The organism is Serratia sp. 25CWL12 (assembly GCF_055790885.1).
The window spans coordinates 3892726-3917718 of sequence record NZ_CM147698.1; the positions used below are offsets into that span (position 1 = coordinate 3892726).

General features: G+C 50.6%; 23 protein-coding genes, 4 tRNA genes and 1 pseudogene. 7 read left to right on the forward strand and 21 right to left on the reverse strand.

Features of this window, described 5'->3' with window-relative positions:
• Positions 1-48: 48 nt before the first annotated feature.
• The 3 genes and pseudogenes from tssC to corA form a co-directional block, all read right to left on the reverse strand.
• On the reverse strand, positions 49-1596 hold the full coding sequence (tssC, locus tag ACX9GV_RS16890; RefSeq protein ID WP_473196289.1) for a type VI secretion system contractile sheath large subunit: 1548 nt from the start codon (positions 1594-1596) through the stop codon (positions 49-51).
• A gap of 36 nt (positions 1597-1632) precedes the next feature.
• Positions 1633-2130, reverse strand: a complete 498-nt coding sequence (tssB, locus tag ACX9GV_RS16895; RefSeq protein ID WP_473196290.1) for a type VI secretion system contractile sheath small subunit — start codon at positions 2128-2130, stop codon at positions 1633-1635.
• Positions 2131-2760: 630 nt separating this feature from the next.
• Positions 2761-3710 (reverse strand): annotated as a pseudogene (gene corA, locus ACX9GV_RS16900) (magnesium/cobalt transporter CorA).
• Positions 3711-4107: 397 nt separating this feature from the next.
• Between corA and ACX9GV_RS16905 the strand changes: the two are divergent.
• Positions 4108-4581, forward strand: coding sequence for a WbuC family cupin fold metalloprotein (locus ACX9GV_RS16905; protein ID WP_473198058.1), 474 nt, complete (start codon positions 4108-4110; stop codon positions 4579-4581).
• Between the two features lie 61 nt (positions 4582-4642).
• On the opposite strand, the gene uvrD is transcribed toward ACX9GV_RS16905, so the two are convergent.
• From uvrD to lptM, 6 genes are all read right to left on the reverse strand, one after another.
• Complete coding sequence (gene uvrD / locus ACX9GV_RS16910) at positions 4643-6805, reverse strand: DNA helicase II (RefSeq protein ID WP_473196291.1); 2163 nt, start codon at positions 6803-6805, stop codon at positions 4643-4645.
• 162 nt (positions 6806-6967) lie between these two features.
• On the reverse strand, positions 6968-7687 hold the full coding sequence (gene yigB, locus ACX9GV_RS16915) for a 5-amino-6-(5-phospho-D-ribitylamino)uracil phosphatase YigB (protein WP_473196292.1): 720 nt from the start codon (positions 7685-7687) through the stop codon (positions 6968-6970).
• Positions 7687-8598: a tyrosine recombinase XerC gene (gene xerC / locus ACX9GV_RS16920; protein WP_473196293.1), complete on the reverse strand. Its 912-nt coding sequence runs from the start codon at positions 8596-8598 to the stop codon at positions 7687-7689. Before xerC ends, yigB begins: the two co-directional genes overlap by 1 nt.
• Positions 8595-9299 carry a DUF484 domain-containing protein gene (locus ACX9GV_RS16925; RefSeq protein ID WP_473196294.1) on the reverse strand — a complete coding sequence of 235 codons (705 nt, stop codon included), beginning with the start codon at positions 9297-9299 and terminating at the stop codon, positions 8595-8597. The genes xerC and ACX9GV_RS16925 overlap by 4 nt, the downstream gene beginning before the upstream one ends.
• Before the next feature lie 13 nt (positions 9300-9312).
• Complete coding sequence (dapF, locus tag ACX9GV_RS16930) at positions 9313-10137, reverse strand: diaminopimelate epimerase (protein ID WP_023489771.1); 825 nt, start codon at positions 10135-10137, stop codon at positions 9313-9315.
• A 107-nt stretch (positions 10138-10244) separates the two neighbouring features.
• Entirely contained in the window at positions 10245-10442 is a 198-nt protein-coding gene (lptM, locus tag ACX9GV_RS16935) for an LPS translocon maturation chaperone LptM (RefSeq protein ID WP_037383741.1), read from the reverse strand.
• Between the two features lie 78 nt (positions 10443-10520).
• On the opposite strand from lptM, the gene cyaY reads away from it, so the two are divergent.
• Positions 10521-10841, forward strand: a complete 321-nt coding sequence (gene cyaY, locus ACX9GV_RS16940; RefSeq protein ID WP_473196295.1) for an iron donor protein CyaY — start codon at positions 10521-10523, stop codon at positions 10839-10841.
• Positions 10842-11119: 278 nt separating this feature from the next.
• Here cyaY and ACX9GV_RS16945 read toward each other — a convergent pair whose 3' ends face one another.
• Positions 11120-13678 (reverse strand): class I adenylate cyclase, encoded by a 2559-nt coding sequence (locus ACX9GV_RS16945; protein ID WP_473196296.1) that lies wholly within the window; start codon positions 13676-13678, stop codon positions 11120-11122.
• A 276-nt stretch (positions 13679-13954) separates the two neighbouring features.
• On the opposite strand from ACX9GV_RS16945, the gene hemC reads away from it, so the two are divergent.
• The 4 genes from hemC to hemY are packed head-to-tail and all read left to right on the forward strand — an operon-like array spanning position 13955 to position 17978.
• Positions 13955-14896: a hydroxymethylbilane synthase gene (hemC, locus tag ACX9GV_RS16950; protein WP_473196297.1), complete on the forward strand. Its 942-nt coding sequence runs from the start codon at positions 13955-13957 to the stop codon at positions 14894-14896.
• Positions 14893-15636, forward strand: coding sequence for a uroporphyrinogen-III synthase (hemD, locus tag ACX9GV_RS16955; RefSeq protein ID WP_473196298.1), 744 nt, complete (start codon positions 14893-14895; stop codon positions 15634-15636). The genes hemC and hemD overlap by 4 nt, the downstream gene beginning before the upstream one ends.
• A 17-nt stretch (positions 15637-15653) precedes the next feature.
• Complete coding sequence (hemX, locus tag ACX9GV_RS16960; protein ID WP_473196299.1) at positions 15654-16781, forward strand: uroporphyrinogen-III C-methyltransferase; 1128 nt, start codon at positions 15654-15656, stop codon at positions 16779-16781.
• Positions 16782-16784: 3 nt separating this feature from the next.
• Positions 16785-17978 (forward strand): protoheme IX biogenesis protein HemY, encoded by a 1194-nt coding sequence (gene hemY / locus ACX9GV_RS16965; RefSeq protein ID WP_473196300.1) that lies wholly within the window; start codon positions 16785-16787, stop codon positions 17976-17978.
• Between the two features lie 372 nt (positions 17979-18350).
• Here hemY and ACX9GV_RS16970 read toward each other — a convergent pair whose 3' ends face one another.
• Genes ACX9GV_RS16970 through ACX9GV_RS16980 form a run of 3 tightly spaced genes read right to left on the reverse strand, consistent with a single transcriptional unit; the run spans position 18351 to position 19311 of the window.
• Positions 18351-18602: a hypothetical protein gene (locus ACX9GV_RS16970; protein WP_473196301.1), complete on the reverse strand. Its 252-nt coding sequence runs from the start codon at positions 18600-18602 to the stop codon at positions 18351-18353.
• 43 nt (positions 18603-18645) lie between these two features.
• Positions 18646-19005, reverse strand: coding sequence for a helix-turn-helix domain-containing protein (locus ACX9GV_RS16975; protein WP_473196302.1), 360 nt, complete (start codon positions 19003-19005; stop codon positions 18646-18648).
• A 3-nt stretch (positions 19006-19008) separates the two neighbouring features.
• On the reverse strand, positions 19009-19311 hold the full coding sequence (locus ACX9GV_RS16980; RefSeq protein ID WP_473196303.1) for a type II toxin-antitoxin system HigB family toxin: 303 nt from the start codon (positions 19309-19311) through the stop codon (positions 19009-19011).
• 49 nt (positions 19312-19360) lie between these two features.
• Here ACX9GV_RS16980 and ACX9GV_RS16985 point away from each other — a divergent pair, with 49 nt between their 5' ends.
• The gene (locus tag ACX9GV_RS16985; RefSeq protein WP_473198059.1) at positions 19361-19645 is read left to right on the forward strand and encodes a type II toxin-antitoxin system RelE family toxin; all 285 of its coding nucleotides are present in this window, start codon (positions 19361-19363) and stop codon (positions 19643-19645) included.
• Between the two features lie 188 nt (positions 19646-19833).
• Here ACX9GV_RS16985 and ACX9GV_RS16990 read toward each other — a convergent pair.
• The 8 genes from ACX9GV_RS16990 to wzxE all read right to left on the reverse strand — a co-directional run bounded on the left by ACX9GV_RS16990 (position 19834) and on the right by wzxE (position 24992).
• Positions 19834-19910 (reverse strand) — tRNA-Pro (locus tag ACX9GV_RS16990).
• 75 nt (positions 19911-19985) lie between these two features.
• Positions 19986-20072 (reverse strand) — tRNA-Leu (locus tag ACX9GV_RS16995).
• A gap of 55 nt (positions 20073-20127) precedes the next feature.
• Positions 20128-20203, reverse strand: a tRNA-His gene (locus tag ACX9GV_RS17000).
• Between the two features lie 59 nt (positions 20204-20262).
• Positions 20263-20339, reverse strand: a tRNA-Arg gene (locus tag ACX9GV_RS17005).
• A gap of 204 nt (positions 20340-20543) precedes the next feature.
• A complete protein-coding gene (gene wecG, locus ACX9GV_RS17010) occupies positions 20544-21284 on the reverse strand; it encodes a lipopolysaccharide N-acetylmannosaminouronosyltransferase (protein ID WP_473196304.1) in 741 nt (246 codons plus the stop codon).
• Between the two features lie 2 nt (positions 21285-21286).
• Positions 21287-22663 (reverse strand): ECA oligosaccharide polymerase, encoded by a 1377-nt coding sequence (gene wzyE / locus ACX9GV_RS17015; protein ID WP_023489398.1) that lies wholly within the window; start codon positions 22661-22663, stop codon positions 21287-21289.
• On the reverse strand, positions 22660-23745 hold the full coding sequence (locus tag ACX9GV_RS17020) for a TDP-N-acetylfucosamine:lipid II N-acetylfucosaminyltransferase (protein WP_473196305.1): 1086 nt from the start codon (positions 23743-23745) through the stop codon (positions 22660-22662). The genes wzyE and ACX9GV_RS17020 overlap by 4 nt, the downstream gene beginning before the upstream one ends.
• Entirely contained in the window at positions 23742-24992 is a 1251-nt protein-coding gene (gene wzxE / locus ACX9GV_RS17025; RefSeq protein WP_473196306.1) for a lipid III flippase WzxE, read from the reverse strand. Before wzxE ends, ACX9GV_RS17020 begins: the two co-directional genes overlap by 4 nt.
• Position 24993 lies beyond the last annotated feature (1 nt).

Below are 24993 nucleotides of genomic sequence, written 5' to 3' on the forward strand. Positions count from 1 at the left end.
GGCCCTATCGCTCCATAGCTGGCGATAGCTTTTCATTCTGTCGCTGTGTTAAGCCTTCGCTTTTGGCATCTGCGAAACCAGTGACAAGTTGACATCCATCCCTTCCACCTGGAAGTGCGGAATGGCGTACAGTTTCACGCGGAAGAAGCCCGGGTTATCCTCAATGTCTTCCACTGTCACCTTCGCATCACGCAGCGGGTGAGAGGCTTGCAGTTCATCACCCGGGTCGGTCATCTCGGTCACCAGGCTACGCACCCAGGTATTGAGCTCCAGCTCCAGCAAACGACGGTCCTTGGTGGTGCCGATGTTTTCACGCTGGATCAGCTTCAGGTAGTGAGCAATGCGTGACAGCAGGAAGATGTACGGCAAACGCGCGTTGATGCGGCTGTTGGCAGTGGCATCGGCGGTGTCATACAGCGCCGGCTTCTGGGTGGAGTTGGCGGAGAAAAAGCAGGCGTAATCGCGGTTTTTGTAGTACGACAACGGGATGAAGCCCAGATTGGCGAAATCAAATTCACGGGTTTCCGGGATCATCACTTCGGACGGGATTTTCACCTGATTGCCGGTGCCCAGGTCATACAGGTGAATAGGCAGGTCTTGTACCGCGCCACCGGCCTGCGGGCCACGGATTTGCACACACCAGCCGTTATTGATAAAACTGCGCACCATGTTGGCGGCAAAGGCAAACGAGGCATTGGTCCACAGGTAACGGCTATGGTCCGGACCTTTGACCTCTTCCACGTAGTTGAAGCTGCGTACCGGCACAGTATCCGGGCCATACGGCAGGCGACCCAGCACGCGCGGCATGACCAGACCAATGTAGCGAGAGTCATCGGTATCGCGGAAGGATTTCCATTTGATATACTCGGCGCGGTCAAAATAGTTGCCAATGTCTTTGATGGCCGCAACTTCCTCCATATCATCTTTGAGAAAAAAGCGCGGGCCGGCAGAGCCGATAAACGGCATATGGGCCGCGGCAGATACTTTGGAGATGTTACGCAGCAGCGCCACATCCTGTGCCGAAGCATCAAACTCATAGGAAGAAATTAGTGCGGCAATCGGCTCGCCGCCGGGGGTGTCGTATTCATCAATATACGTATGCTTGTACAATCCAGTCTGGATCACTTCCGGCGCATCTTCAAAATCCTGACGCAAATCTTCCTTCGACAAGTCCAGCAGTTCAATGCGCACGTTCTGGCGGAAATCGGTCTTGTCCACCAGGGATTTGACGCCACGCCACAATGACTCGACCGCCTGAAACTCGGGGTGATGCAGCACCGCATCCAGTTGGCGGCTGATCTGAAAGTCCAGTTCGGCGATATGGTGGTCAATCAGGGTTTTATCCAGTTTTTCCACTTTGGTGCCCGCCAGGCGCAGACGCTCAAGGAACACCTGCACCCCCGCCGTCAAACGCTCATCGGCGTTAGCATCAGACATCGCCTGTGCATCCTGCCAGCTATCCAGCGCACTGAGGTGGGAAACCGGGCTCAGGTTGATTTTTTCAAACAGGGAGGCATAAACACCGCCTGCCGTTGGGCGCTCTAATACCACGCTTTCACCCGCGGTCGCATTTTCATGTTGTACAGACATCAGCATTTCTCTCGTGTTAATCCGTTAAAAACCGGTCGCCAGTTAAGCCTGTTGAGGCGCCAGGGCAGACAATTCAGAACGCAGTTCATTGCTCAGGGCAGGGTCACGCAGGATTTTTTCCAGCTCTTTGCGGAAGGCCTGGTTATCCAGCAGGTTGGATTTGAGGTCACGCAGCAGACTGCGCATCGCCAGCATGGCTTTGAGTTGCGGAATTTGACGGGCAACCTGCTCAGGGGTAAAGTCTTTCATGTTCTGGAAGGTCAGGCAGATATTTTCTTCACTGCCATCACCGGCCAGGGTGTTTTCTACCGCCAGATTGACCGAAGGTGAGTAGTCTTGTAAGACACTATTAAAATTATTTTTTGAAATATTTATTTTTTTTCGTTCAGACAGTGAGGCTGTTTCTTGACCGTTACTGAAATCACCCGCCACCAACAATTTCAATGGCAATTCGGTTTTCTTCTGCGCACCTCCGGTGTGAAGCGCTAGTTTCAGATTAATCCTAGCTTTCGGAATTTCATTTTGGAAGGAATTTGACATTGCTAACCCTGCTCAACAAAGAGAATGAAGAACGGTCTGCCCTGGGTAATAAATCGGTATGGTCCCCTTGCCAAACAACCACTTCCTTTTGCATCACCGGATGCAGACAACAACAGGGTCACCAACCAACCTATTTATATGACAAGATAAGGGCAGAGCGCTGTGTATCATAAGTTTTTCCGAGACTAGAAAAATGGTCAGATAAAAACCTATGGCGGGCAGTTTAAGAAGGTTTATAAGATGAAGGAACCTAAATTGAGTAACAAAATGTTTCAAGCCCTATGAAACCGCACCACACCTACCTCAGTGATTTATAAGATTTTTCTTAATTATACTTCTGGAGTACCCAGCAAAAGATAGGGCCTGGGGCAAATCAATCAACAAAGGATTTACACGGAAAAACAGCATTAGAACATCAATAATTCCACCTTTATTTTTTCTGAAAAAATCAGGGTAAGACGCCATTGCCTATGTTGTTGCTAAAATCACTGTGACTTCCGGTTAATATCAGTCACTGGGTGCTCTTGAGGTGCTTCCTACAAGCCAGAGAGATGCTTGTTATTATCTATCAATCCATTGATTAGCCCATGAAATCCATCAAGACCACCCAAATAAATAACAATGGAAAATTTACAACCACTTTTTCCGTTTGAAATAGAGATAAGGGGCCAACCCAGCGGCAACCATCAACACGATGGCCCCCGGATAACCAAATGACCAACTCAGTTCTGGCATAAACTCAAAGTTCATCCCATAGCTGGATGCCACCAAGGTGGGGGGAGGAAAATGACTGACACCACGGAGAAGATTTTAATGATTCGACTCTGTTCGATATTGATAAAACCCATAGCGGCCTGCATCAGGAAGTTCACTTTCTGGAATAGCGACTCATTATGTGGCAGTAGGGACTCGATATCGCGCAATATCTCACGCGCCTGCTCCAACTGAGTGGTGGGCAAACGTGCTTTACGTACTAAAAAATTCAATGCGCGCTGAGTATCCATCAAACACAACCGCACCTTCCAGCCGATATCTTCCAACTCAGCCAGTGTGGAAAGCGCTTCGTCATACCCTTCACCAGGATGACCTTCCATAATCACGCGGCTGAGTTTTTCCAGATCGCTATAGACGTTTTCAATCTCATCGGCCAATTGTTCAATCTTGGTTTCAAACAGATCAAGCAGCAGTTCATATGCATTACCGTCCATCATTCTCTGGTTACGCGCACGCATCCGATAAAGGCGGAAAGCAGGAAGTTCACGCTCACGCAAGGTATATAGGCGACCATCGCGAATGGTGAAAGCCACCGTGGAGTTGCCTGCATGATCTTCTGCATCTTCGAAATAGAAAAAGGAGTGGATATGTAGACCGTCTTCGTCTTCAAAGAAACGCGCCGACGCTTCAATATCATCCAGTTCTGGGCGCGTCGCCAAACTCTGGCCCAATTCACACTGTACACGCTCACGTTCATCGTCTTCCGGTTCAACCAGATCAACCCACAACGACGAGGTTAAATCATCGGCGTCATCCAACTCCAAACGGGATAAGCGGTTGTTATTCAGTTTAAAAGCGCTCAGCATGTGTCAAAACTCCCTTGAGGTAACAGGGTAGACAACGCAGTGAAGCACAGAAACCGAGAGTGATGTTAATCAGCTCGTTCCAAACCATATGAAGACTTGGCTCAGAGCGACATAGAGGGTCGCCGACAACCACTAAGGGTATCAGCGAAAGGGGATAACCTTAGAAGTTGTACCTGATATTCAGGTTTATGAGCCAGTGTCTACTGGGTGCGTCCAAGGCGTATGTCCTCATTGAAAATAGTGCGCGCATGTTACGCCGAGAAGAAAAAGCCTGTCAATACATTATCCCCATTCCCCCTAACCGCTATAGGGAAGTCAGGAAAACCCTACAGTGATCTCTGAACCTTAGGTGAATAATTGCTAAGATGAGCGCATGAAAACATTGTGGATTGATAACATGAAACAGATTACCGCCCACGACTTGACCGCCATGAGCGAACAAGCCAGTAAACTTCCCCGTCTGCGTGCTCACCGTAACTTACATGAAGAATTGAGTGATCCAGTGCAACGCTTGGTCATCGCCATGGAGCCAGGAACCTATATTCGCCCGCACCGCCATCCGCAAACCTGGGAGTTACTCACCCCATTAAGTGGCCGTTTCGTGGTACTGCAATTTGATAACAACGGCGTGATTACTCAACGCACCTTGCTCGGTGAAGAAACTAAGATATTGGAGATGCCAGCCGCTACCTGGCATGCCGTGCTCTCAGTGGATCCAGGCGGTGCGATTTTTGAGGTCAAACAAGGCCCTTACCTGGCACTATCAGAAAACGACTGCATGCCATGGGCCCCGGCAGAAGGGGAGGAAGGTATTGAAGCGGTGATGCGCTGGTATGCTACGGCCAAAGTCGGTGACCGTTACCCTCACTAGTTTGCTGCAAACTGCGGTAGCAAAAACGCTTAGATGGGCGCCTATTCAGCGCCCTGGCTGCTTAAGCTACCTCCAGCCTGGCATAAGCGGCCACTAGCCACTTGATACCTTCCCCGGGAAAAGCCACCTGTAAGCGGCTATGTTCACCGCTCCCTTCGAGGTTAACGATGGTGCCCTCGCCAAATTTTGGATGGCGCACGCGCTGCCCCAATTTATAACCGGTATCACTTTTGCTGATGGGTGTGCCCATGCGGCGATGGCTTACCGAGCGGGATACGCTGGCGCGTAAGCGCACCTCTTCGACACACTCTTCAGGGATCTCACCAATAAAGCGAGATGGCCGGTGATACACCTCTTTGCCATACAGACGGCGGGTTTCTGCATAGGTCAAGGTCAGTTTCTGCCTCGCTCGGGTCAGCCCCACATAGGCCAGCCGGCGTTCTTCCTCCAGCCGCCCTCCTTCATCCAGTGACATCTGGCTGGGAAACATGCCCTCTTCCATACCGACGATAAACACCTGCTGGAACTCCAACCCCTTGGCTGAGTGCAAGGTCATAAGCTGTACGGCATCCTGATAGGCATCGGCCTGGCCTTCGCCTGCCTCCAGTGCGGCATGGGACAAGAATGCCTGTAACGGCAGCAGATCCTGATCTTCATCCTGATAGCTGTATTGGCGGGTGGCTGTAACCAATTCTTCCAGGTTTTCAATCCGGGCCTGGCCTTTTTCACCTTTTTCCTGCTCATACATCATAAACAGCCCGGAATCGCGGATCACCCGATCAGTTTGTACATGTAGCGGCATGTCCGCCGTTTCATGAGCCAATGAATCCACCAGTTCGAGAAAACGCTGTAATGATGAAGCAGCGCGGCCTGCCAGTACTTTATCCTGCAACAGTCCACGCGTAGCCTGCCACAGCGTCAATTGACGGTCTCGCGCCGTTTGGCGTACCACATCCAAGGTGCGATCACCAATGCCACGAGTTGGCGTATTCACCACCCGCTCAAAAGCAGCATCATCATTCCGGTTGGCTATCAGGCGTAAATAGGCCAGTGCATCTTTGATTTCCTGGCGTTCGAAGAAACGCATCCCGCCGTAGATACGGTATGGCATCGCCGTTTGCAGCAACGCTTCTTCCAACACCCGCGATTGGGCATTACTACGATACAGCATGGCGCAATCGTTCAGTGCCCCCCCATCATCTTGCCAAGCCTTGATACGGTTAACCACAAAGCGCGCTTCATCCAGTTCGTTGAAGGCACAATAAATTGAGATCGGCGCCCCCTCGGCCCCCTCAGTCCACAGGTTTTTCCCCATACGCCCATCGTTATTGGCGATCAAGGTATTGGCCGCTTTCAGGATGTTACTGGTGGAACGATAATTCTGTTCCAGACGGATGGTTTGTGCCGCAGGGAAATCTTTCAGGAAACGCTGGATGTTCTCGACCTGCGCCCCGCGCCAACCGTAGATTGACTGGTCATCATCGCCAACGATCATCACTTTACCCTGATCGCCAGCCAGCAGGCGGATCCAGGCATATTGAATCCGGTTAGTATCCTGAAACTCATCCACCAAAATGTTGCTAAAACGCTCGCGATAATGGTTGAGGATATGCGGTTTGTTTAGCCACAATTCATGGGCTCGCAGCAACAGTTCAGCAAAATCCACCAGCCCGGCTCGGTCACAAGCCTCTTGATAAGCCTGATAGATGCGTAACCAGGTGGCCTCCACCGGGTTACCGTAACTTTCAATATGCTGCGGGCGCAGGCCGTCGTCTTTTTTGCCGTTGATGTACCACATCGCCTGACGTGGCGGCCACTGCTTTTCATCAATATTCAGAGCGCGAACAATACGTTTAAGCAAGCGTAATTGATCTTCACTATCAAGGATCTGGAAATCGGGCGGCAGGTTGGCATCCATATGGTGAGCACGTAACAGGCGGTGCGCCAACCCGTGGAACGTACCGATCCACATCCCTCCTTGGCTGGTGCCAATCAAGTGCTCAATCCGGTGACGCATTTCTGCTGCCGCCTTATTGGTAAAGGTCACCGCCATAATGGAGTAGGGGGAACAGTTTTCTACCGCTAACAGCCAGGCAATGCGGTGCACCAGTACCCGGGTCTTTCCGCTACCTGCACCGGCCAACACCAACAGGTTGCTGCGTGGGGCGGCCACGGCTTCACGTTGTTTATCATTCATGCTGTCGAGCAGATCGGAAACGTCCATAAGCACCATTAATTGGTAAAGGGAAAACCGCCTTTTCGCGCACTTTCCACTGGGGATTTATACAGATTTAATGCAGATTATACTCAAAAAAGTCCGCGTTGCATGACAAAAACACCCTGCGCTGTTGCTTTTCACTGACTGAATCGGGGCCACCCTTGACCATCAAGATAACAAGGCGGTCAACGATGCCAATTGAGAAATTTCGATATGGGGAAGCAAGCGGCTATCATCAGCCTGCATCAGGCTACGTTGGCGGTCGTTGATCCAGCAAGCTTGCAGGCCAGCACGCAATGCTCCCGCCACATCGGTTGTCAGGTCATCGCCCACATGCAAAATCTGCTCTGGGGCCATTGCCAACCGCTGTGCGGCTAACTGATACATATCCTGATACGGCTTGGCACGACCATCTGGCCCGGAACGCAGCACAAACTGAAAATAACCCGCCAACCCGCACAGCGCCGGGTCTACATTGCCATTGGTGATCGCCACCAGCGGGTAATGCCGCGCCAGTGCCTGGAGCGTGGTATGAGTGGTTTCTGGTATCTCGATACAGCTGCGCCACAACGCAAAGTTCTGCATGGCGGCATCCGCACCAATGGTGGCCTGGGCATCACGCAATCCCTGGCGGCTCAGTGCCAGATGTACGGCCCGCCAACGCCACTGAGTCACGTCGTGATAAATCTCAGGGTCCTGCTCACGCAGTTCCTGACGCAAGCGGTAAAAATCCACCGATTGAAAATGGCTCAACCCGGGATGGTAATTTTGCAAAAAGGCGATCGATTGTTGTTCTGCCTGTTTGATCACCGGGCGATTATCGTACAGCGTATCATCCAAATCGAAAGTGAGCGCAGCCAAAGGACGCAGCGGACGGTAAAAATGCATCAGGATTTCCCCCGTTTGGCTCGTGGATGAGCAGCATCATAGACATTTGCCAGATGTTGAAAGTCGAGGTGGGTATAAATTTGTGTGGTGGTCAAGTTGGCATGGCCAAGCAACTCCTGCACTGCACGCAAATCCCCACTGGACTCCAGCATATGGGTGGCAAAGGAGTGGCGTAGTTTATGCGGATGGACATGGCTGTTAACCCCCTGTTTGACGCCCCATTCGGCAAAGCGCTTTTGCACATTGCGTGCCGAGATACGTTTACCCTGGTTGGAGAGAAACACCGCATCATCCAGTGGTGCAAACAGATCTCGCAGCGCCAACCAATGCTGCAACCAAGTGACTGCCGTGCGGCCTAGCGGTAATTTTCGCTCTTTACTGCCCTTCCCCATCACCCAGATTTCACCGGCGACCAAATCCATATGGCGGCAATCCAGCCCCACCAGCTCGGCAAGACGCAACCCGGCACCATACATCACCTCAAGCATGGCGCGGTCACGTACGGCTAACGGATCGTTAAGGTCAATCTCCAGTAGTTGGTTAACTTCATCGACATCCATATTTTTAGGTAAATGGCGACCACTACGCGGTGTGCGGATGCCCTTTGCCGGGTTGGCACTCAACACACCCTTGCTGACCAGCCAATCAAGAAAGCTCCGCAGGGCTGAAAGACGTAGCGCCAGGCTGGAAGCATGGAGCCCGGCACGTTTGCTGCGTACCGCCAGTTGGCGCACTCTGGCTGCATCAAGCATCGGCCATTCACTGACGCCCAGTTCGATCACCATACTGATCAGGGCAGATAACTGGCGCTGATAACTGATTTGAGTCAACGGGCTAAGCTGGCGCTCAACCTTCAGGTAGCGTAAAAACGCGTCTACCGGCTGCTGCAGGCTCGCCGCACTGGGGGTCATATCCGTTCTATCCAGCGTTCCAGCAATTCTGGCAGCATAGAGGCCAGTTGACCCAGCATCGCGGTGCCCATCCCTGGCTGATAGTGTTGCGCATCACGGCTACTGAAGATCACCATACCCAGTTCCCCTTGTTCCCCCAATAATGAGAGGGCGACGGAACCAATTTGCTTCGCCTGCGGTAATAGCAATAACAGCTCTGGCCCATTGAGTTTCCCCAGGTAATGATGCTGATTGCCCAAACGTTGAATACGCAACGGTTCAAATGCGGAACGCACCAGACCAAGATGAGTAAAATCCGACGGTGCCCCAATCTTCCAGCGATCAGTAAACAGGCGGATATTGGCGCCCGCCAAGCCGAATTCCCGAGCCCAACGCTGCAAGCGGTTCAGCATATCTTGCAGGCAACTGGCTGTCGCTAAATCCCCCTGCAAATGTAGCAATCGCTCGAACAGCATTTCATTAGCGCGAGCCTGCTCCATCAACAAGGTGATCTCTTCTTCCAGCCGAGTGATATGGTTACGCTGACGTGCCAGTTGCCATTCCACTAACGAAACTGAATCTCGCACAGGATGAGGCACCCGCATCTGCTCTACCTGGCGTGCATTGCGGATAAAGAAATCGGGATTGAGTGACAGGTATTGCATCACGATGTCGTCATCAAGCTCAATGCCTGCCACTGCCTGCTCTTCAATACGTTTCATACGTCAATTGGCTTCATAGATGAATAAATCCGTCATAAACATGCGTGGCTGGGCCAGTCATAAATAGCGGATGTCCTGGCCCTTTCCAACTGATATACAGACTGCCACCAGGCAGGTCCACCTGTACCTCTTCTGACAGTAATTCCTGTTGGATCCCCACCGCCACCGCAGCACAGGCACCACTACCGCAGGCTTGTGTTTCGCCAGCCCCACGCTCATAAACCCGCAACCTGATATGTTGCTGGCTGACCACTTGCATAAAACCAATGTTCGCCCGCTCTGGAAAACGCTCATGCCCTTCCAGCACCGGCCCCAATAGCTCCACTTTGGCCGTTTGTACATCATCAACCTGTATCACACAGTGCGGATTTCCCATAGAAACCACACCACATAACACGGTATGTTCAGCAGCGCGCATGATGTAGGTTTTTTCCGCTTTACTGGCACGAAACGGCACTATCTGCGGGTCGAAGTTCGGTTCCCCCATATTGACGCACACCCGATCATCGTCGGTCACACTCAACACCATGCGGCCAGTTTGGGTGCTGACCCGAATATCACGCTTGCCCGTCAACCCCTTTAATCTGACAAAGCGAGCGAAACAACGAGCACCGTTACCACATTGTGCCACTTCACTGCCATCGGCATTAAAAATACGGTAATGGAAATCAAGATCAGGATCGTAAGGGGGCTCTACCACCAACATTTGGTCAAAGCCAATACCCAAATGCCGATCCGCTAAACGGCGGATCAGCTCAGGTGAAAAGTAAACATTCTGGGTAACGGCATCAACCACCATAAAATCATTACCCAAACCGTGCATTTTGGAGAACTGCATATCATACTCCGCTATCTGGACGCACTACCCGTCGTCATTCAAGTTGCAGGCAGGCGGCGACTAAAATCCTTCTGGTCTCCACTTGGGCTGCTGCCAGCGTAAACCCATCACTGCGGGTCGTTCATTGACGGCTGCTGCTGCGTACCCGCAGGTTGCTGCTGGTTTTTACTGACCTTATCCGTGTTGGTGGTCGGTGGTGTTGCCGGTTTGTCTTGCGGCGGAAAATAGAGTGGGCCTTTCAGACCACAGCCCGTCAGCCCCGCCAACATCATGCCCAGTAATACATAGCGTAATTGTTTTTTCATTTGCATTAATGCCTGTAATTCATGCGTCCAAGATTACTATAATCGCAGGTGGATCATGAAAAGCAATAGGAATCGATAATGAACGATAGCGAGTTTCATCAATTAGCCGACCAATTGATGCTGAAAATTGAAGAAACCTTGGATAATTTTACCGGGGATGCGGATATTGATTACCAAACACAAGGTGGCGTAATGACGCTGAGTTTCGAAAACGGCAGCAAAATTGTTATCAACCGCCAGGAACCGCTGCATCAAGTGTGGCTGGCCACCAAAACGGCAGGCTACCATTTTAATTACCATCAGGGTGTTTGGCTCTGTGACCGCAGCGGAGAGGCATTTTTCTCGTTACTCACTGAGGCAGCCAGTGCTCAGGCGGGTGAAGCGGTCAGTTTTGTTTGATTAGGCTGGGGTCGATACCTCACTGGCCCCGTGATAAACCCGTGTTATGGGGTACCCGTGACAATGGGATACTGATTCGGCCAGGTCAAAGCAAAGACCACTGAGCATTGGCTATTCCGGGGATAATTCCCATGATCTCAAGGGGAAGAACCTTGCCTGGTTGGGTTCCTGCGTCTTATAACATTATACGGTGACAACACACGCCTACGGTGACAACACACGCCGAGCACAACGTCTCGCCGCCGCCATCAGCTTCGTTGAAAATCCTACCGATAAAATCAATGTAACTGGAATTGCTGTTCCAGAGGCGGAACCGGGTTACCGTCAGACATAGTCACGCACAAACTGGATAAGGCATTACTGCGGAATGGGATCACCTGAGTCCGCCCATCGAGTTGTACAATCTGATAAAATTGCGGCAAGTTGAAATTAATAAAGCTGGAACCGTAGGTAAAACGATCATGGGAAGAGGAATAGAAACGGCTGACATCACGCACCAACTCCTCTTTGCTTCCCTCGCAGTGGTGATAAGCCTCCACCCGATTAGATTCATCCAAAATATAGATATTAAAGCCTTGCTGGCCGGTTAAATCTTCAAAGAAGAACTGAATAATCCCCTCGCTGGCAAAACCATCAATGACTGGTGGCAAATGCAACTGATCCGTTTCCACTTTGATCGACAAGCCATGCAGTTTATTGTTGGAGATCGCCCCATAGAACTCCACCGCATTTTCCAGTTTTTGTACCGACACACTCAGGCGTTCAAAAAACAGCCCCCAGGTTTGCCCAGCAACACGCACCGCTTTAAACCGCCCGGGCTCAAGACGGGTACTGGAGAGGCGTAATTCAATACACTCGGAAACCAACTGCTGAATACGGGTACGAATCAAGCCACGCAAGTGCTGACTGTAACAGAACACCTCCACGGTTTCCGGTGGTGACGCATCCTGATGCATCTTGCCAAGAATGGTTTTCAACGCCTCAAGCACCGACTGCTCACCACTAAAATGCAAAGTGCGCACTTCATTCCATGAGTTACGATAGAGCAGATCAATACTCCCCACCAGACACTGCTGTTGTTGACCAAAACTGAATACATCCAACTTGCGGAAATCAAAATGGACCACTTGATTGCGGAAAGCGACCGTCGGATCCTGTTCCAGATTGACGATGATCGCCAAATGGCGGATCTCACAAGGACTGTAGAGTGCTTTTGGGGTGGGTGCCGCCAATCGTAGGGGGAAATGGTGTGAAACATCAGCCACCAATTCATTCAGTTTGGCTAAGTCGCAGATATCACTGCTCTTGATATGCAAACGCGTTTGTGGCGCCAGCAAGCCGTTAAAGTAGGCCCAGGCCACCAACTTGTTAAGATAACGGTTATATTCTAGTGGCTGATGGCTGACTATAGCCCTCATTTCGGGTGCCTGATTGTACAGATACCAACCAGTGCGATTGGCGCGACCAACAGGCACGTGAATGAAGGTTAAGTCGCTTTCTGACAGATCCGGAGAGATCTGTGGGTTCACCAACGTCACTTTACCCGGTAATGCCTCAAAGGCCGCATACAGTTTACGCGTCAGCACCCCGATATCCTGGGGACTGGCACTGATACTGAGATTATTGCGACGGGCAAAACGGATCAGGTTGCGGTAACTCTGCATCATCGCATCCAACAGCTCGTTATGCGCCTCACGCACCGTCTCGATTTTCCAGTCAGCGCGACTATCGAGGACCGCCAACCGCTGTTCACTCCACCCCCATTCACTCACCAGTTGACCAAGAATTTCACGTCGCCAGGGGATATCCGCCACATTGGACGACGATAATTTTTCGCACACCTTTAAGTAGAAGCAGCGACGAACCAAATCAAGGCGGGTAGTGTCATTGATTTGCGTCAGATAGTGAGTGACACGTTCGAGCATCATGCAGTAGGCATCAAGGCCAAAGCAGACGATTTCCCCTTGGTGTAGGTGGTGTTTGATATCCATCGCCAATAACTGAGTATTCGGGTATTCCCATGAATAGGCTTCAAGTAATAGGGTTTTCAACACCGCTTTATAGGGGGAGTCAATACTCTTATACAATTGCCACAGGCTGGCACCAAAGTACTCTTCTGCCGACAGGGTACCCAACCCACCAAGATCGAGCCACTCATTGGGAGTTAGTGTTCCCTGCGCATACAGCGACAACACATATTCATCGTAGTGTTCTTCTTCTTCGCTTGGCACCATGTTCCACAAGATGCGTTTCCCTGCCAGGCGAACGGCAGTGCGATAAAATTCATCCAGCAACAGAATGTGCTGGGTTGAACCGCAATCCTCACCACTAAGACTGCCACTTTCATTATGACGGAAACGGTTTTCATCGATCAGGAAGAAGCTGACTTCTACACCCATCGAAGCCGCCCATTTTTCCAGTAAGGTGCATTTTTGTTGCAGGCAGTGACGTTCTTCGTTATCAAGCCAAGATTGGTGACACACCCAAATATCCAGGTCTGAAGTACAACTCTGACCGATTGAGGAGGTACTACCCATGGAATAGAGACCGGTGATCGGCAGTTCCCCTGAAGCCATCACTTCAAAAGGACTTCCCCATTTATCTTCTAAATCATTGAGATAGTTTTGTTGAGTTTCATCGGGGGTGTAGAGGCAAATACCATGTGGAACGTTACCATTCAGGTAGCCAGGCAACAATGGATGATGATGGTGCAATAATGTAGGCAGCAGACTATAGACCCGTTGGAACGCAGGCTTCATGGCTGCCAGAGCGCGCTCAACACGTAATTGGTTGATCGCATCCAGTCTTTGTTTCAGTGTCTCGATGTAGAGGTACAAGACGTCTCGCCTGATTGTGCCGATACTTGAAAAAAAACCATATTCCCGGTGCGTCTTTAGTATTAGATAAGTATTTGACGACTTATTATCGGAAACGTGATCAATCTAACATCTTGCTGATTGACCGTAAAGCAGCTAAAGAGAACACGCTGCGTTAAAATCCTCCGAAGCGGGGTAGCCACTTCAAATTGTATGGTTAATTGCCTATGACGGCTAAGGACACAGCCCGCTACTCAGTGGTAGGATGGAGAGCGAGTAATAAAAATGGTAATCCGCATGCTAGACAAGATTGTTCGAATTGCTACCCGCCAAAGCCCACTGGCTCTCTGGCAGGCGCATTATGTTCGCCAGCATTTACTGGATAATCATCCCGGTTTGCAGGTAGAACTGGTGCCCATGGTCACTCGCGGCGATATTATTTTAGATACGCCGTTGGCCAAGGTGGGTGGAAAAGGGTTGTTTGTCAAAGAACTTGAGCTGGCTCTGTTGGAAGGGCGGGCAGATATCGCTGTGCACTCAATGAAAGATGTTCCGGTCGATTTTCCGGCTGGTCTGGGGTTGGTCACCATTTGTGAACGTGACGATCCGCGCGATGCATTCGTTTCCAACCATTTTGCCTCGCTCGATCAACTCCCCCTGGGGAGTCGGGTCGGCACCTCCAGCCTACGTCGGCAGTGTCAGTTGCGCCAACGTCGCCCTGATCTGGTGGTGTGTGATCTGCGTGGTAACGTCGGTACCCGGTTGGCGAAACTGGATAAGGGTGAGTACGACGCCATTATATTGGCTGTCGCCGGGCTCAAGCGCCTGGGCCTGGAACAGCGTCTAAGCAGCCCAATCAGCCCCGAGCAATCCTTACCCGCGGTGGGTCAGGGCGCGGTGGGTATTGAATGTCGCCTTGATGATGAGATAACGCGCGCCTTACTGGCCCCGCTCAATCACCATGAATCCGAAATCCGCGTCCGTGCGGAACGGGCGATGAATACCCGCCTGGAAGGGGGCTGCCAAGTGCCCATTGGTAGCTATGCGGAACTGACGGGGGAGCAACTGTGGTTGCGTGCCCTGGTGGGTAGACCCGACGGTAGCCAAATAGTACGTGGGGAACGCCGTGGCCCAGCAGCGATGGCCGAACAGATGGGGGTGGAACTGGCTGAAGAACTACTGGCCGCTGGTGCCCGAGAGATCCTGCATGAGGTTTATCAAGGATATCCCGCCCTATGACCATTCTGGTAACCCGCCCCTCCCCTAACGGAGAACAATTGGTCAGTCGCCTGAGTGCGCTTGGCCGGGTGGCTTATCATGCGCCATTGATCGATTTCGCTCCTGGCAGCGATCTGATCACATTGCCTCAGGCACTATTGCAACTGAAAACGGGTGATCTGGTATTCGCTTTGTCACAACATGCGGTAAGCTATGCCAGCTCAGTGATCAACCGTGCTGGACTTCAATGGCCAGCCCACTTGTCCTATTATGCTATTGGTCGTACTACTGCACTGGCGTTACACCATATCAGTAGTCGCTCGGTAGAGTACCCGCGTGAACGCGAAATCAGCGAAGTGCTGCTGCAGTTGCCTGAATTACAGCAGCTCGCAGGTAAACAGGTGCTGATCATGCGCGGCAACGGGGGTCGGGAGCTCCTTGGCGATACCTTGGCTGAGCGGGGGGCGGGGGTGAGCTATTATGAATGTTATCAACGTTGCCCGATTCACTACGATGGCAACGAACAAAGTGCTCACTGGCAACGGGCGGGGGTCGATACACTGATCGTCACCAGTGGTGAAATGTTACAACGACTTTATACATTAGTTCCTGACTTCTATCGTTCTTCTTGGCTATTACAGTGCCACTTGATAGTTGTTAGTGAACGTCTGGCTACCCTCGCCCAAGCATTGGGATGGCGCTCAATTCGGGTAGCTGACAACGCAGATAATGACGCGCTGATACGCGCAACAATAACCTGACTATGGGATGTGCCACTATGACGGAACAAAATACTCCATCCGCCCCGGTTGAAGAGCCAACCCCGGTGGCCGAGAGAGTCCAGCAACCAGAGACTGACAGCCGGAAAAGTAAAAGCGGTAGCGGCCCGGTACTGGGGGCAATTGCTATCGTGCTGGTCATCGCACTAGGAGTGGGAGGCTATTATCACACGCACCAGCAAGCCCAGGCGTTGATAGCCGCAAACCAGGCATTGCAGCAACAGTTGACGCAGTTGCAACAGAACCAGCAACAGGAAAAGAGTACGCTAGAAGGTTTGGTACAACAGCAGGCCAAAGCGCTGGATGCCGCCAGTGGTGAACAAGCGGCATTAGGCCGTAAATTGAATGAATTGCATGACAAAGTCGCCACTCTCTCCGGTAATGATGCCAAAACCTGGTTACTGGCTCAGGCTGACTTCCTGATAAAAATGGCGGGTCGCAAACTATGGAATGATCAGGACATTACAACCGCTGCCACGCTGCTGAAAAGCGCCGATGCCAGCCTGGCGGAAATGAACGACCCCAGTTTGATTGAGATCCGCCGAGCCATTACCGAGGATATTTCGTCACTCGCCGCGGTAAGCCAAGTTGATTTTGATGGCCTCATTCTGAAGGTTAACCAGCTATCGAACCAAGTGGATAATCTGCGTCTGGCAGATAACCAGCGTGATGGACATCCTATGGAACAGAACGACAGTCAACTGTCGGGCTCACTGAGCGAATGGCGCCAAAACCTGACCAAGAGCTGGCATACGTTTATGGCGGACTTTATTTCCATCCGCCGCCGCGATAGCGGTGCTGAACCGTTATTGGCACCGAATCAAGATATCTATCTGCGTGAAAATATCCGTTCGCGCTTGTTGATCGCCGCGCAGGCAATACCTCGCCATCAAAATGAGGTATATAAACAGTCGCTGGAAACCGTTTCAACCTGGGTTCGCGCTTATTTCGATGCCAATGATCCAGCAACCAAAGCGTTTCTGGATGAGTTGGATAGTCTGCTCCAGCAATCAATTTCAATGGATGTACCGAGTCAGCTCAAAAGCCAGCCTCTACTGGAAAAACTGATGCAGACCGAGGTGCGTAATCTGTTGAGCCAAGCACCTGCTACTCATCAGGAGGGATAAGCTATGTTACGCGTGCTATTCCTATTCCTGGTGCTAATTGCCAGTGTCGTGGTGGGGCCAATGTTGGCCGGTCACCAAGGTTACGTGCTGATCCAAACTGACAATTACAATATTGAAACCAGCCTCACCGGTCTGGTGATTATGGTGATCCTGCTATTCTTGGTGCTGTTTGTCATTGAATGGATATTACGCCGTATTTTCCATACCGGTGCCCGTACACGCGGCTGGTTCGTTGGCCGCAAACGCAGCCGTGCTCGCAAACAAACCAAAGCCGCATTGCTCAAGCTGGCAGAAGGTGATTACAAGCAGGTTGAAAAACTGCTGACCCGCAATGCCGATCACGCTGAACAACCGGTAGTGAACTACCTGTTGGCCGCAGAAGCCGCCCAACAACGTGGGGATCAGTTCCGTACCAATCAGTATCTGGAACGTGCCGCAGAGGCCGCCGATACCGATCAACTGCCCGTAGATATTACTCGTGTACGTCTCCAGTTGGCTCAGGGGGAAAACCACGCAGCACGGCACGGTGTTGACCGTCTGCTGGATCTGGCCCCCCGTCACCCGGAAGTGTTGCGACTCGCTGAGCAGGCTTATCTAAGCACTGGCGCTTATACGTCTCTGTTGGACATTCTACCTTCGATGAGCAAGATCAAGCTGCATAGCGAAGAAGAGATCCAGGCTCTAGAACAACAGGCTTATATCGGTCTAATGAATCAGGCAATGGCAGATGAAGGGAGCGATGGGCTGAAGCGTTGGTGGAAAGATCAGAGTCGTAAAATACGCCATGATGTCTCACTGCAGGTCGCCATGGTAGAACACCTGATTGAGTGTGATGATCATGAGCTGGCACAAGAGATTGTACTCAGTGGCCTGAAACGTCAGTATGATGACCGATTAGTGTTACTGATCCCACGCCTCAAATCTGACCATCCGGAACAGTTGCAGAAAGCCTTGCGCCAGCAGATAAAACTGCATGATGCGACCCCATTACTCAACAGCACATTAGGCCAGTTACTGTTGAAAGAGGGTGAATGGCAGCAGGCCAGTGACGCATTCCGCGCTGCATTGCAACAGCGCCCTGATGCGCATGATTACTCCTGGTTGGCCGATGCACTGGATAAACTACACCAAGCCGATGAAGCTGCGCAAATGCGCCGCGAAGGATTAATACTGACGTTGAAGCAAAACGGCGAGTAATCAATCTGTCGGTCTCTAATGAATGGCTCAGCACTCAAATGCTGAGCTTTTTTTTGCTCTGGCTGCAGGACAAAAAAAAGACACTTGCCATCAGGTAAGTGTCTAAAAAAAGCAATCAGGTCTAGGACAACTGAGTCGGTGCCTCACTCAACGTTATGCCCGGAGTGTGATGGAGTCGTTGCAAGCAACGTTTTCATCGTTCTGGTGGACAATAGGCACCCTAAAATCGGCTCTGCATCATTCCTGGGTTTATGAAGCCTAAGGCAAACATAAGAAATGGAATGAGCATCTACGTAATAGATAATGCACTTGGCATGCCAACTTATGAAAAATGAGTGCTGATTAAAATAAAATTATTTATCTTTATGAATTTTAATGTTTTTTTATTTCAACCCCAACTTCCCCCAAAATAATCGGTTTATCGGGTATTCTCAAATGTGCCCCACTTGTCTCTTTAAAACGACGATATAATTGATAATTTATTTTATTGTTTAAAATCATGATATTAGCTGTCTCAAACTGGCGACAGCAAACCCAGAGATAACAGATAAAAGGAGACAGGCTAAAAAAACATCGTCGTATTGCCACACGCTCAGAGAAAACCGCCAGAAAAATCATCCGCATCGACGATCCTCTACACCTCTGGCCTTCTACCTATTGACGTACATCAGAAACCAACAAGACTTTCAAGTGGGATCTTAAATTGTTTATGCAGGTTACGGATCATTGGCAAAGTCAGTTTTCTAGTCCCATTCAGCACTTCATACACACGGTTTGCCCTGCCTATTGCTGGCTCCAAATCTTTCACCGTTAAGCCTTGTTGCTCCATACGGAACTTTATTGCCTCGATGGGGTGAGGTGGTTCAATCGGACAATGTTTCTTTTCATACTCTTCAATCAGTATGCACATGATCTCAAAATAGTCCCCATCTGGTGAATTCATTTCTGGTTCATTATCAAAAAAAGGGGAAACTGCCTTTAAGGCTGCTTTGTAGTCATCTTCGGTTCGGATCGGTTTTATTTGCATTTTTTACTCCAGTTCGACAGTTTCAGCATCGATACAATCATATTTATGGTGCGTACCGATGAATTTCACAAACATCCATCCCCGCTGATATGCAATCGCAACGATTAATCTGTAGTCGTTTCCTTTGATATTGAATACTACCCGCCTATTTTTCAAAATGCTTGCGCTACGGTACTGCTCTTTAATTTCTGCCGGGGTTTGCCATTTAGCTTTGATTGCTTCATCCACCCATGCTTTGAGTGGCTGCTCCGCATCTGGATACTCATCCCAGAAGTCTTTTAATGTCTTAACTGATATGATTTTCATACCCTTTATTTTAGTCCCAAAACGGGATTAATCAAGACTATTCACCCATCTGACTGTTTTAGCGCCCTACTGCTTTAATCAATCAGCCCTAAAAGAGTGGAAAAAACTGGGGCATACCCTTCAGGAACAATTCAAAAAGAAACTTAAAGAACGGCTAGAAAACCCACGCATTCCTGCCGCACAACTACATGGGCGCAAAGACCAGTATAAAATCAAGCTACGCGGGGCGGGTTATAGGCTAGTTTACTGCGTTGAAGATGACATTATCACGGTCACCGTCATTGGTGTGGGTAAACGTGAAAATGATGGCATCTACCACATCACAAAACAGTGAAACTGATCACCGGGAATTTTCTTTATTAGCTCAAACCTCTTTCGGAGGTGATTACGCACATCCTTGTGCTCCCCCCTTACGGGGCCAACGCCTGCGGCGTTGTTCAAAACTGCTCCAGGCAGTTTTGTCTCATCCTCTTAAACGACAGGCGAAAAAAAAACCTGCTAAAAAGCAGGTTTTTTCGAATTTGGTCGGCGAGAGAGGATTCGAACCTCCGACCCACTGGTCCCAAACCAGTTGCGCTACCAAGCTGCGCTACTCGCCGATTTGATGTTGCTGATACTAGTGAATTTTTAAGCTTATGTCTATGTAAATCTTAAAATTTATTAGACATTTTGTGTGGTGCGAAGAGAGGGACTTGAACCCTCACGTCCGTAAGAACACTAACACCTGAAGCTAGCGCGTCTACCAATTCCGCCACCTTCGCACAGTCACAAAACAGCTTTTAATTCATCATTTTACGTTATTCATACTCTGTAAAATGGGGTGGCTAATGGGACTCGAACCCACGACAACTGGAATCACAATCCAGGGCTCTACCAACTGAGCTATAGCCACCATTGTTACTTTACTTCACGCGGTAATCATACCACCGCAGCTCCTGCGCACAAAATTAATGGCGCGCCCGACAGGATTCGAACCTGAGACCTCTGCCTCCGGAGGGCAGCGCTCTATCCAGCTGAGCTACGGGCGCGTAGCGCCGTTGCGGGTGGGGATACTACGGTTTTAAACCCTTCCTGTCTAGTGCTTTTTCTCAGAAATGGTGCGTTTGATTACGCTTTGTTCACTCAACCCGCAGAAAGGCCCCTTCAAGGCTTTTTTAGCTGCCTGGGTTCCCCACCTCATACCCGCAAACAACCACAAACAACCACAAACAAGAGGTAAGCCCAATAGGGGCTCACATCTTGCCGCTATAGTAATAACCGACAAATTTCAGCAACCGCAACTGACGGCGAATACGGCTTGGTTGGCTGAGCAAGCGGTAAAGCCACTCCAAACCAAGATCTTGCCAAACCTTAGGGGCACGCTTTACATGACCAGTAAACACGTCGTAAGTACCGCCTACGCCCATATACAACGCTTGTGGATGTACCTCACGGCAGTCACGCATCAGGATCTCCTGTTTTGGCGACCCCATAGCCACAGTGACAATCGCCGCGCCACTGTCACGAATGCGTTCGAACAGCGCTTCCCGCTGTTCCGGCTTGAAGTAACCGTCCTGGCTCCCCACCAAATTAACATTCCATTGGTTACGCAGCTTTTGCTCGGTTTCCGCCAATACTTCTGGTTTACCCCCTACCAGAAACACCGGTGTGCCCTCCTGCCCGGCCCGTTGCATCATAGCTTCCCACAAATCCGCCCCCGCCACGCGGGAAACCTGCGCACCAGGATATTTACGGCGGATCGAACGCACGATACTGATACCATCTGCGTATTTATATTCTGCCTGGTCAAGCAGTCCATGCAGTGCCGGATCGGTTTCCGCATTCAGGATTTTTTCAGCATTCATCGCCACCAGAGTGCCTTGCTTGACCTGACCACCCTCAAACAAAAAATCCATACATTGTGCCATATCACGAAATCCCCATAAGCTAAAACCACGTAGCTCATAGTTAGGAACCGAAATGTTTGCTTCCATTGTTACTCTTTCCTTTGCAGAAGAGAGTTGGCAGTCGCCGCCAACCTACGCTTACGCATCACGCGGGCTTTAATCAGCCCAGCAGCATCAAACAGCCAGTACAGTAATTTTGCCAATACCAGACAAGCACCAAAAATAATACAGAAGAACACCACGCGCGAGACAAAGGAATCTACCCCCTCACGCGCCAACACGATGATATTGAACACCGCACCAAAACAGAACCCCTGCAAAATAGCCGCTTTATAGCGGTTCTGCTCATTTCTGCCCAGCTCATACAACCAATCAAACCACTTGATAATCAACCCCACCGCCACGGCACCCAGCGGGATAAACAACCAACCGCCCATCACCACCAGTGACCCAATCAAGGTCGGGGAGATCGCCAACCCGGAATGGTTATCCAGCACTTCCCAGGTAAAGTAGTTGGCGGTATTCAGCACCAAGTCCGGCCGCCCAGGCCATAGCCAAGTAGGAATGAAAACGTAAAAATCACGGGCAATCGGTGCCAGCCCCTGAAAATCAATCTTGTCGTAATTTTGCAATAATAATGCCAAGTTTTCCCAGGGTGAGAACGTATCTCGTGTCAGGTAAAGGAAAGTATAGAGTGCCTCCGCACCACGGACATCCAGGCTGTAGCGTTTCAACGCCAGCCAGAACATACCGACAATACCGAACACCCCGGCCGCCACCAGCATCCACAACGAAATCCAGCCACGCACAATGCCGATAAACAGGAACAATGAGAAAGCGATAATGATGTTGGCGCGGGTCCCCCCCACCACCACGTAGGTCAGAATACCAAAGGCAACCGTCGCCACCAGGAAAGCAAACCAGGCGCGCAGATCCTGTTTAAGGAAATAGACCACCAGCATCGCCGGGATGAAAAAATAGAAGAAACGCTTAAGCGCTACTCCCGCCACATCGCTGGAGAAAATCTGGCTATAGGAATTAAGTTTGAATAATAGGAAGCCGTTCTGCATAAAGAAGATGCCAACGGTGCCCATGGCCACCAAGGCCAACAGTATCCAGGTCAGGTTGGTTTCCACACGGTTCATGGTAAACAGCGGCTTATGCGACTGTTGTTTGCTACGTTTACGCAACCGCGTCTTGTAGCTAACGTAGTAAATCGCATAAAAGCTGGTGGCGGAAAGAATGGCATACAACAGATATTCTACCGGGACCACCGCCACATCAAACTGGAAAACCAGCAGGCAGGTCAGTGGAAAACCGAAGTAAAACGTCAACAGATAGAGCAGGGAAAAAAAGACATTAAAGTTAAATCGCACACGCCGAAATTCCTGATATGTCAGGAACAGGACAAACAGCGCGCCAATCAAATAGACGACAAACAACCCACCAAACTGCGCCAGGGTCATGGGTTTTCTCCTGCTGCCAGCGCCAGAGCCTGCTGCCAGCCATCAACATAGTTCGGATTAAAAAAGGCAATGGCTTGTTTATCCAAGGTGGCCAGTTGGCGTTGCGCCTCACGGATGACGGTTTCATTCAACGGATCACCATAAAACAGTACCGGCAAATGCTGTTCAGCCAAATCCTGCCAGAACGGGTTGTTACGACTCAATACAAACGGCACGCCAAACTGAATCAGCAGACATAACGTACCTATACCTTGCTGGCGGTCAAAGATAAAGTAACCGAGATCGCATTCACGCAAGATATTGAGATAATCATCAAACGCCACCTGTTGAGTCAGCAGTTGTAGATGCTGTTCACCAAACAATTTCACCCCAACGGCACGCACTTGCTCAATATAGGCCTGATTATTGGCGGGATATCCCATGGGGATAATCACCTGCACATCCGTGCCAAATTGCTGATGGATAGCCTGTAGCGCTTCGATATGGCGATTAGTTTTATCACCGGAGTTGCCCAGCAGAATGGTCATCGGTCCGGCACTCTTTTTGTTGACCTCAATCCCCGTCAGGCTTGGGTCCATCCGCGTAGGGAAATAGAGCAACGAGCCAGGAACCCGCCCATGGCGTTGCCGGTAGTGATTTAAATCTCCCCGCGTCGCAAAAACATGGTGCACGCGCCCTTGGGCAATACGCCGCAGCAGGTAGAACAGACGGAATTTCCAGTGAGTGGCATTTTCATACAGGTCGGCTCCCCAGATATGCCAGCTCACCTGATGTGCTTTAATCTTGCCACTGAGCAATGCTAACCACAGCGCGGCATTAAATTGCCCATGGAAAAAGAAACGGTTATCACGGCTGGCTTGAGCGCGGGCAATCACCGCCGCAGCCAGGCTTTTCTTATCCGGCAAAACCTCGATATCCAACTTGGGATAATGCCCCAATGCGTCGGCATCTTTGGCTGCCACCATAAAATGGCGTACCTGTTCAGCGGGTAGACGCTCTGCCAGCACATCATTGAAAAAGCGCAGCACCGTCTGATTATGATGGGGGATATCAGAGCCCAGTACGTGGATCAGTGTCATCATACTCGTCTACGATAAAGAATAAATACGCCGCTACAAAGCGCGAAATACACTATATAGGTTGCCATATAAGCCTGTGTTGCACCCAACGGACCATGCAATGGGATTAGCCAGTGGGAAAACAGCGTCAGCAATATAAACTGGGTGACTTCTGCCAGAATATAGAAACGCAGTGACGCTTTGGCGATCACCAGATAACCGAAAACGTAAGCGCCCACTTTCAACACATCCCCCACCAGTTGCCAGGCAAACAGATCACGCATAGCGATGAACTGGGGTGAGAACAGTAACCAGATGGCAAAATCACGTAACAGCCAGACGGTAAAGCTGGCGGCGGCCACCGCAGGCAAGACAAACTTCAGTGAACGGATAATTTCCTGCGAAATGGCGTGCTTTTCCTGCAAGCGCGACAATGTCGGCAACAAATAAACCGTAAAAGAGGCGGTAATAAACTGCAAGTAAGCATCAGAGATACTACTCACCCCTTGCCAAATCCCCACGTCATCCCAACTGTAGTGCGCTGCCAGCAGGTTACGCATCATCACATAGGCCACCGGCAGGGTCACCGAGGTGATCAACGCCATAATGGTAAATTTGCCCAGGTGGCTCGCCAAAGCTTTATCCCAGGCCAGAGCCAGATAATGCAGCGGCAGCGCCTTACGCCGCCAAAGGATAAAGCCAGCAGGCAACACCACCAACGCGGGGACCAAGGCCAACCCGGTCAAGGCGCCGGCATATCCGCCCACCCAGAGGCATAAAGTGAACGCCAGCACACCAATAAAGCTACCGGCGATCACCGCCAGGGCATTACCCATGGCATCGCGGTAGCCTTTAATGATCGCCAAAAACAGGTTGGCGTAAGCGATCCCCATCTGGATAAATGCCACCGCGCGCACGACATTCACATACTTAGTATGATCGAACAACGCACGGCTGATAGGCTCGGCGGCCAACAGAAATATCAGCGCCAGTAACGTTGAAAAGCCCAGCACAATCGTCGATGCCGTCCCCACCGCTTTTTTTAAGCGCTGGGGATCATGGTGATATTCGGCAACATACTTGGTGATGCCGTTAAAAATACCGGCTCCGGACAGCACTCCCAGCACGGTAATCAGTTGGCGGTAGTTACCCGCCAACCCGACACCACTGGGGCCAAAGGTCACCGCCAGCATTTTAATCACCACCAAACCCACGCCTATTTTTATCAGCGTGGACCCGGCAGTCCAGATTGATGCTTTTGCCAGTGACATA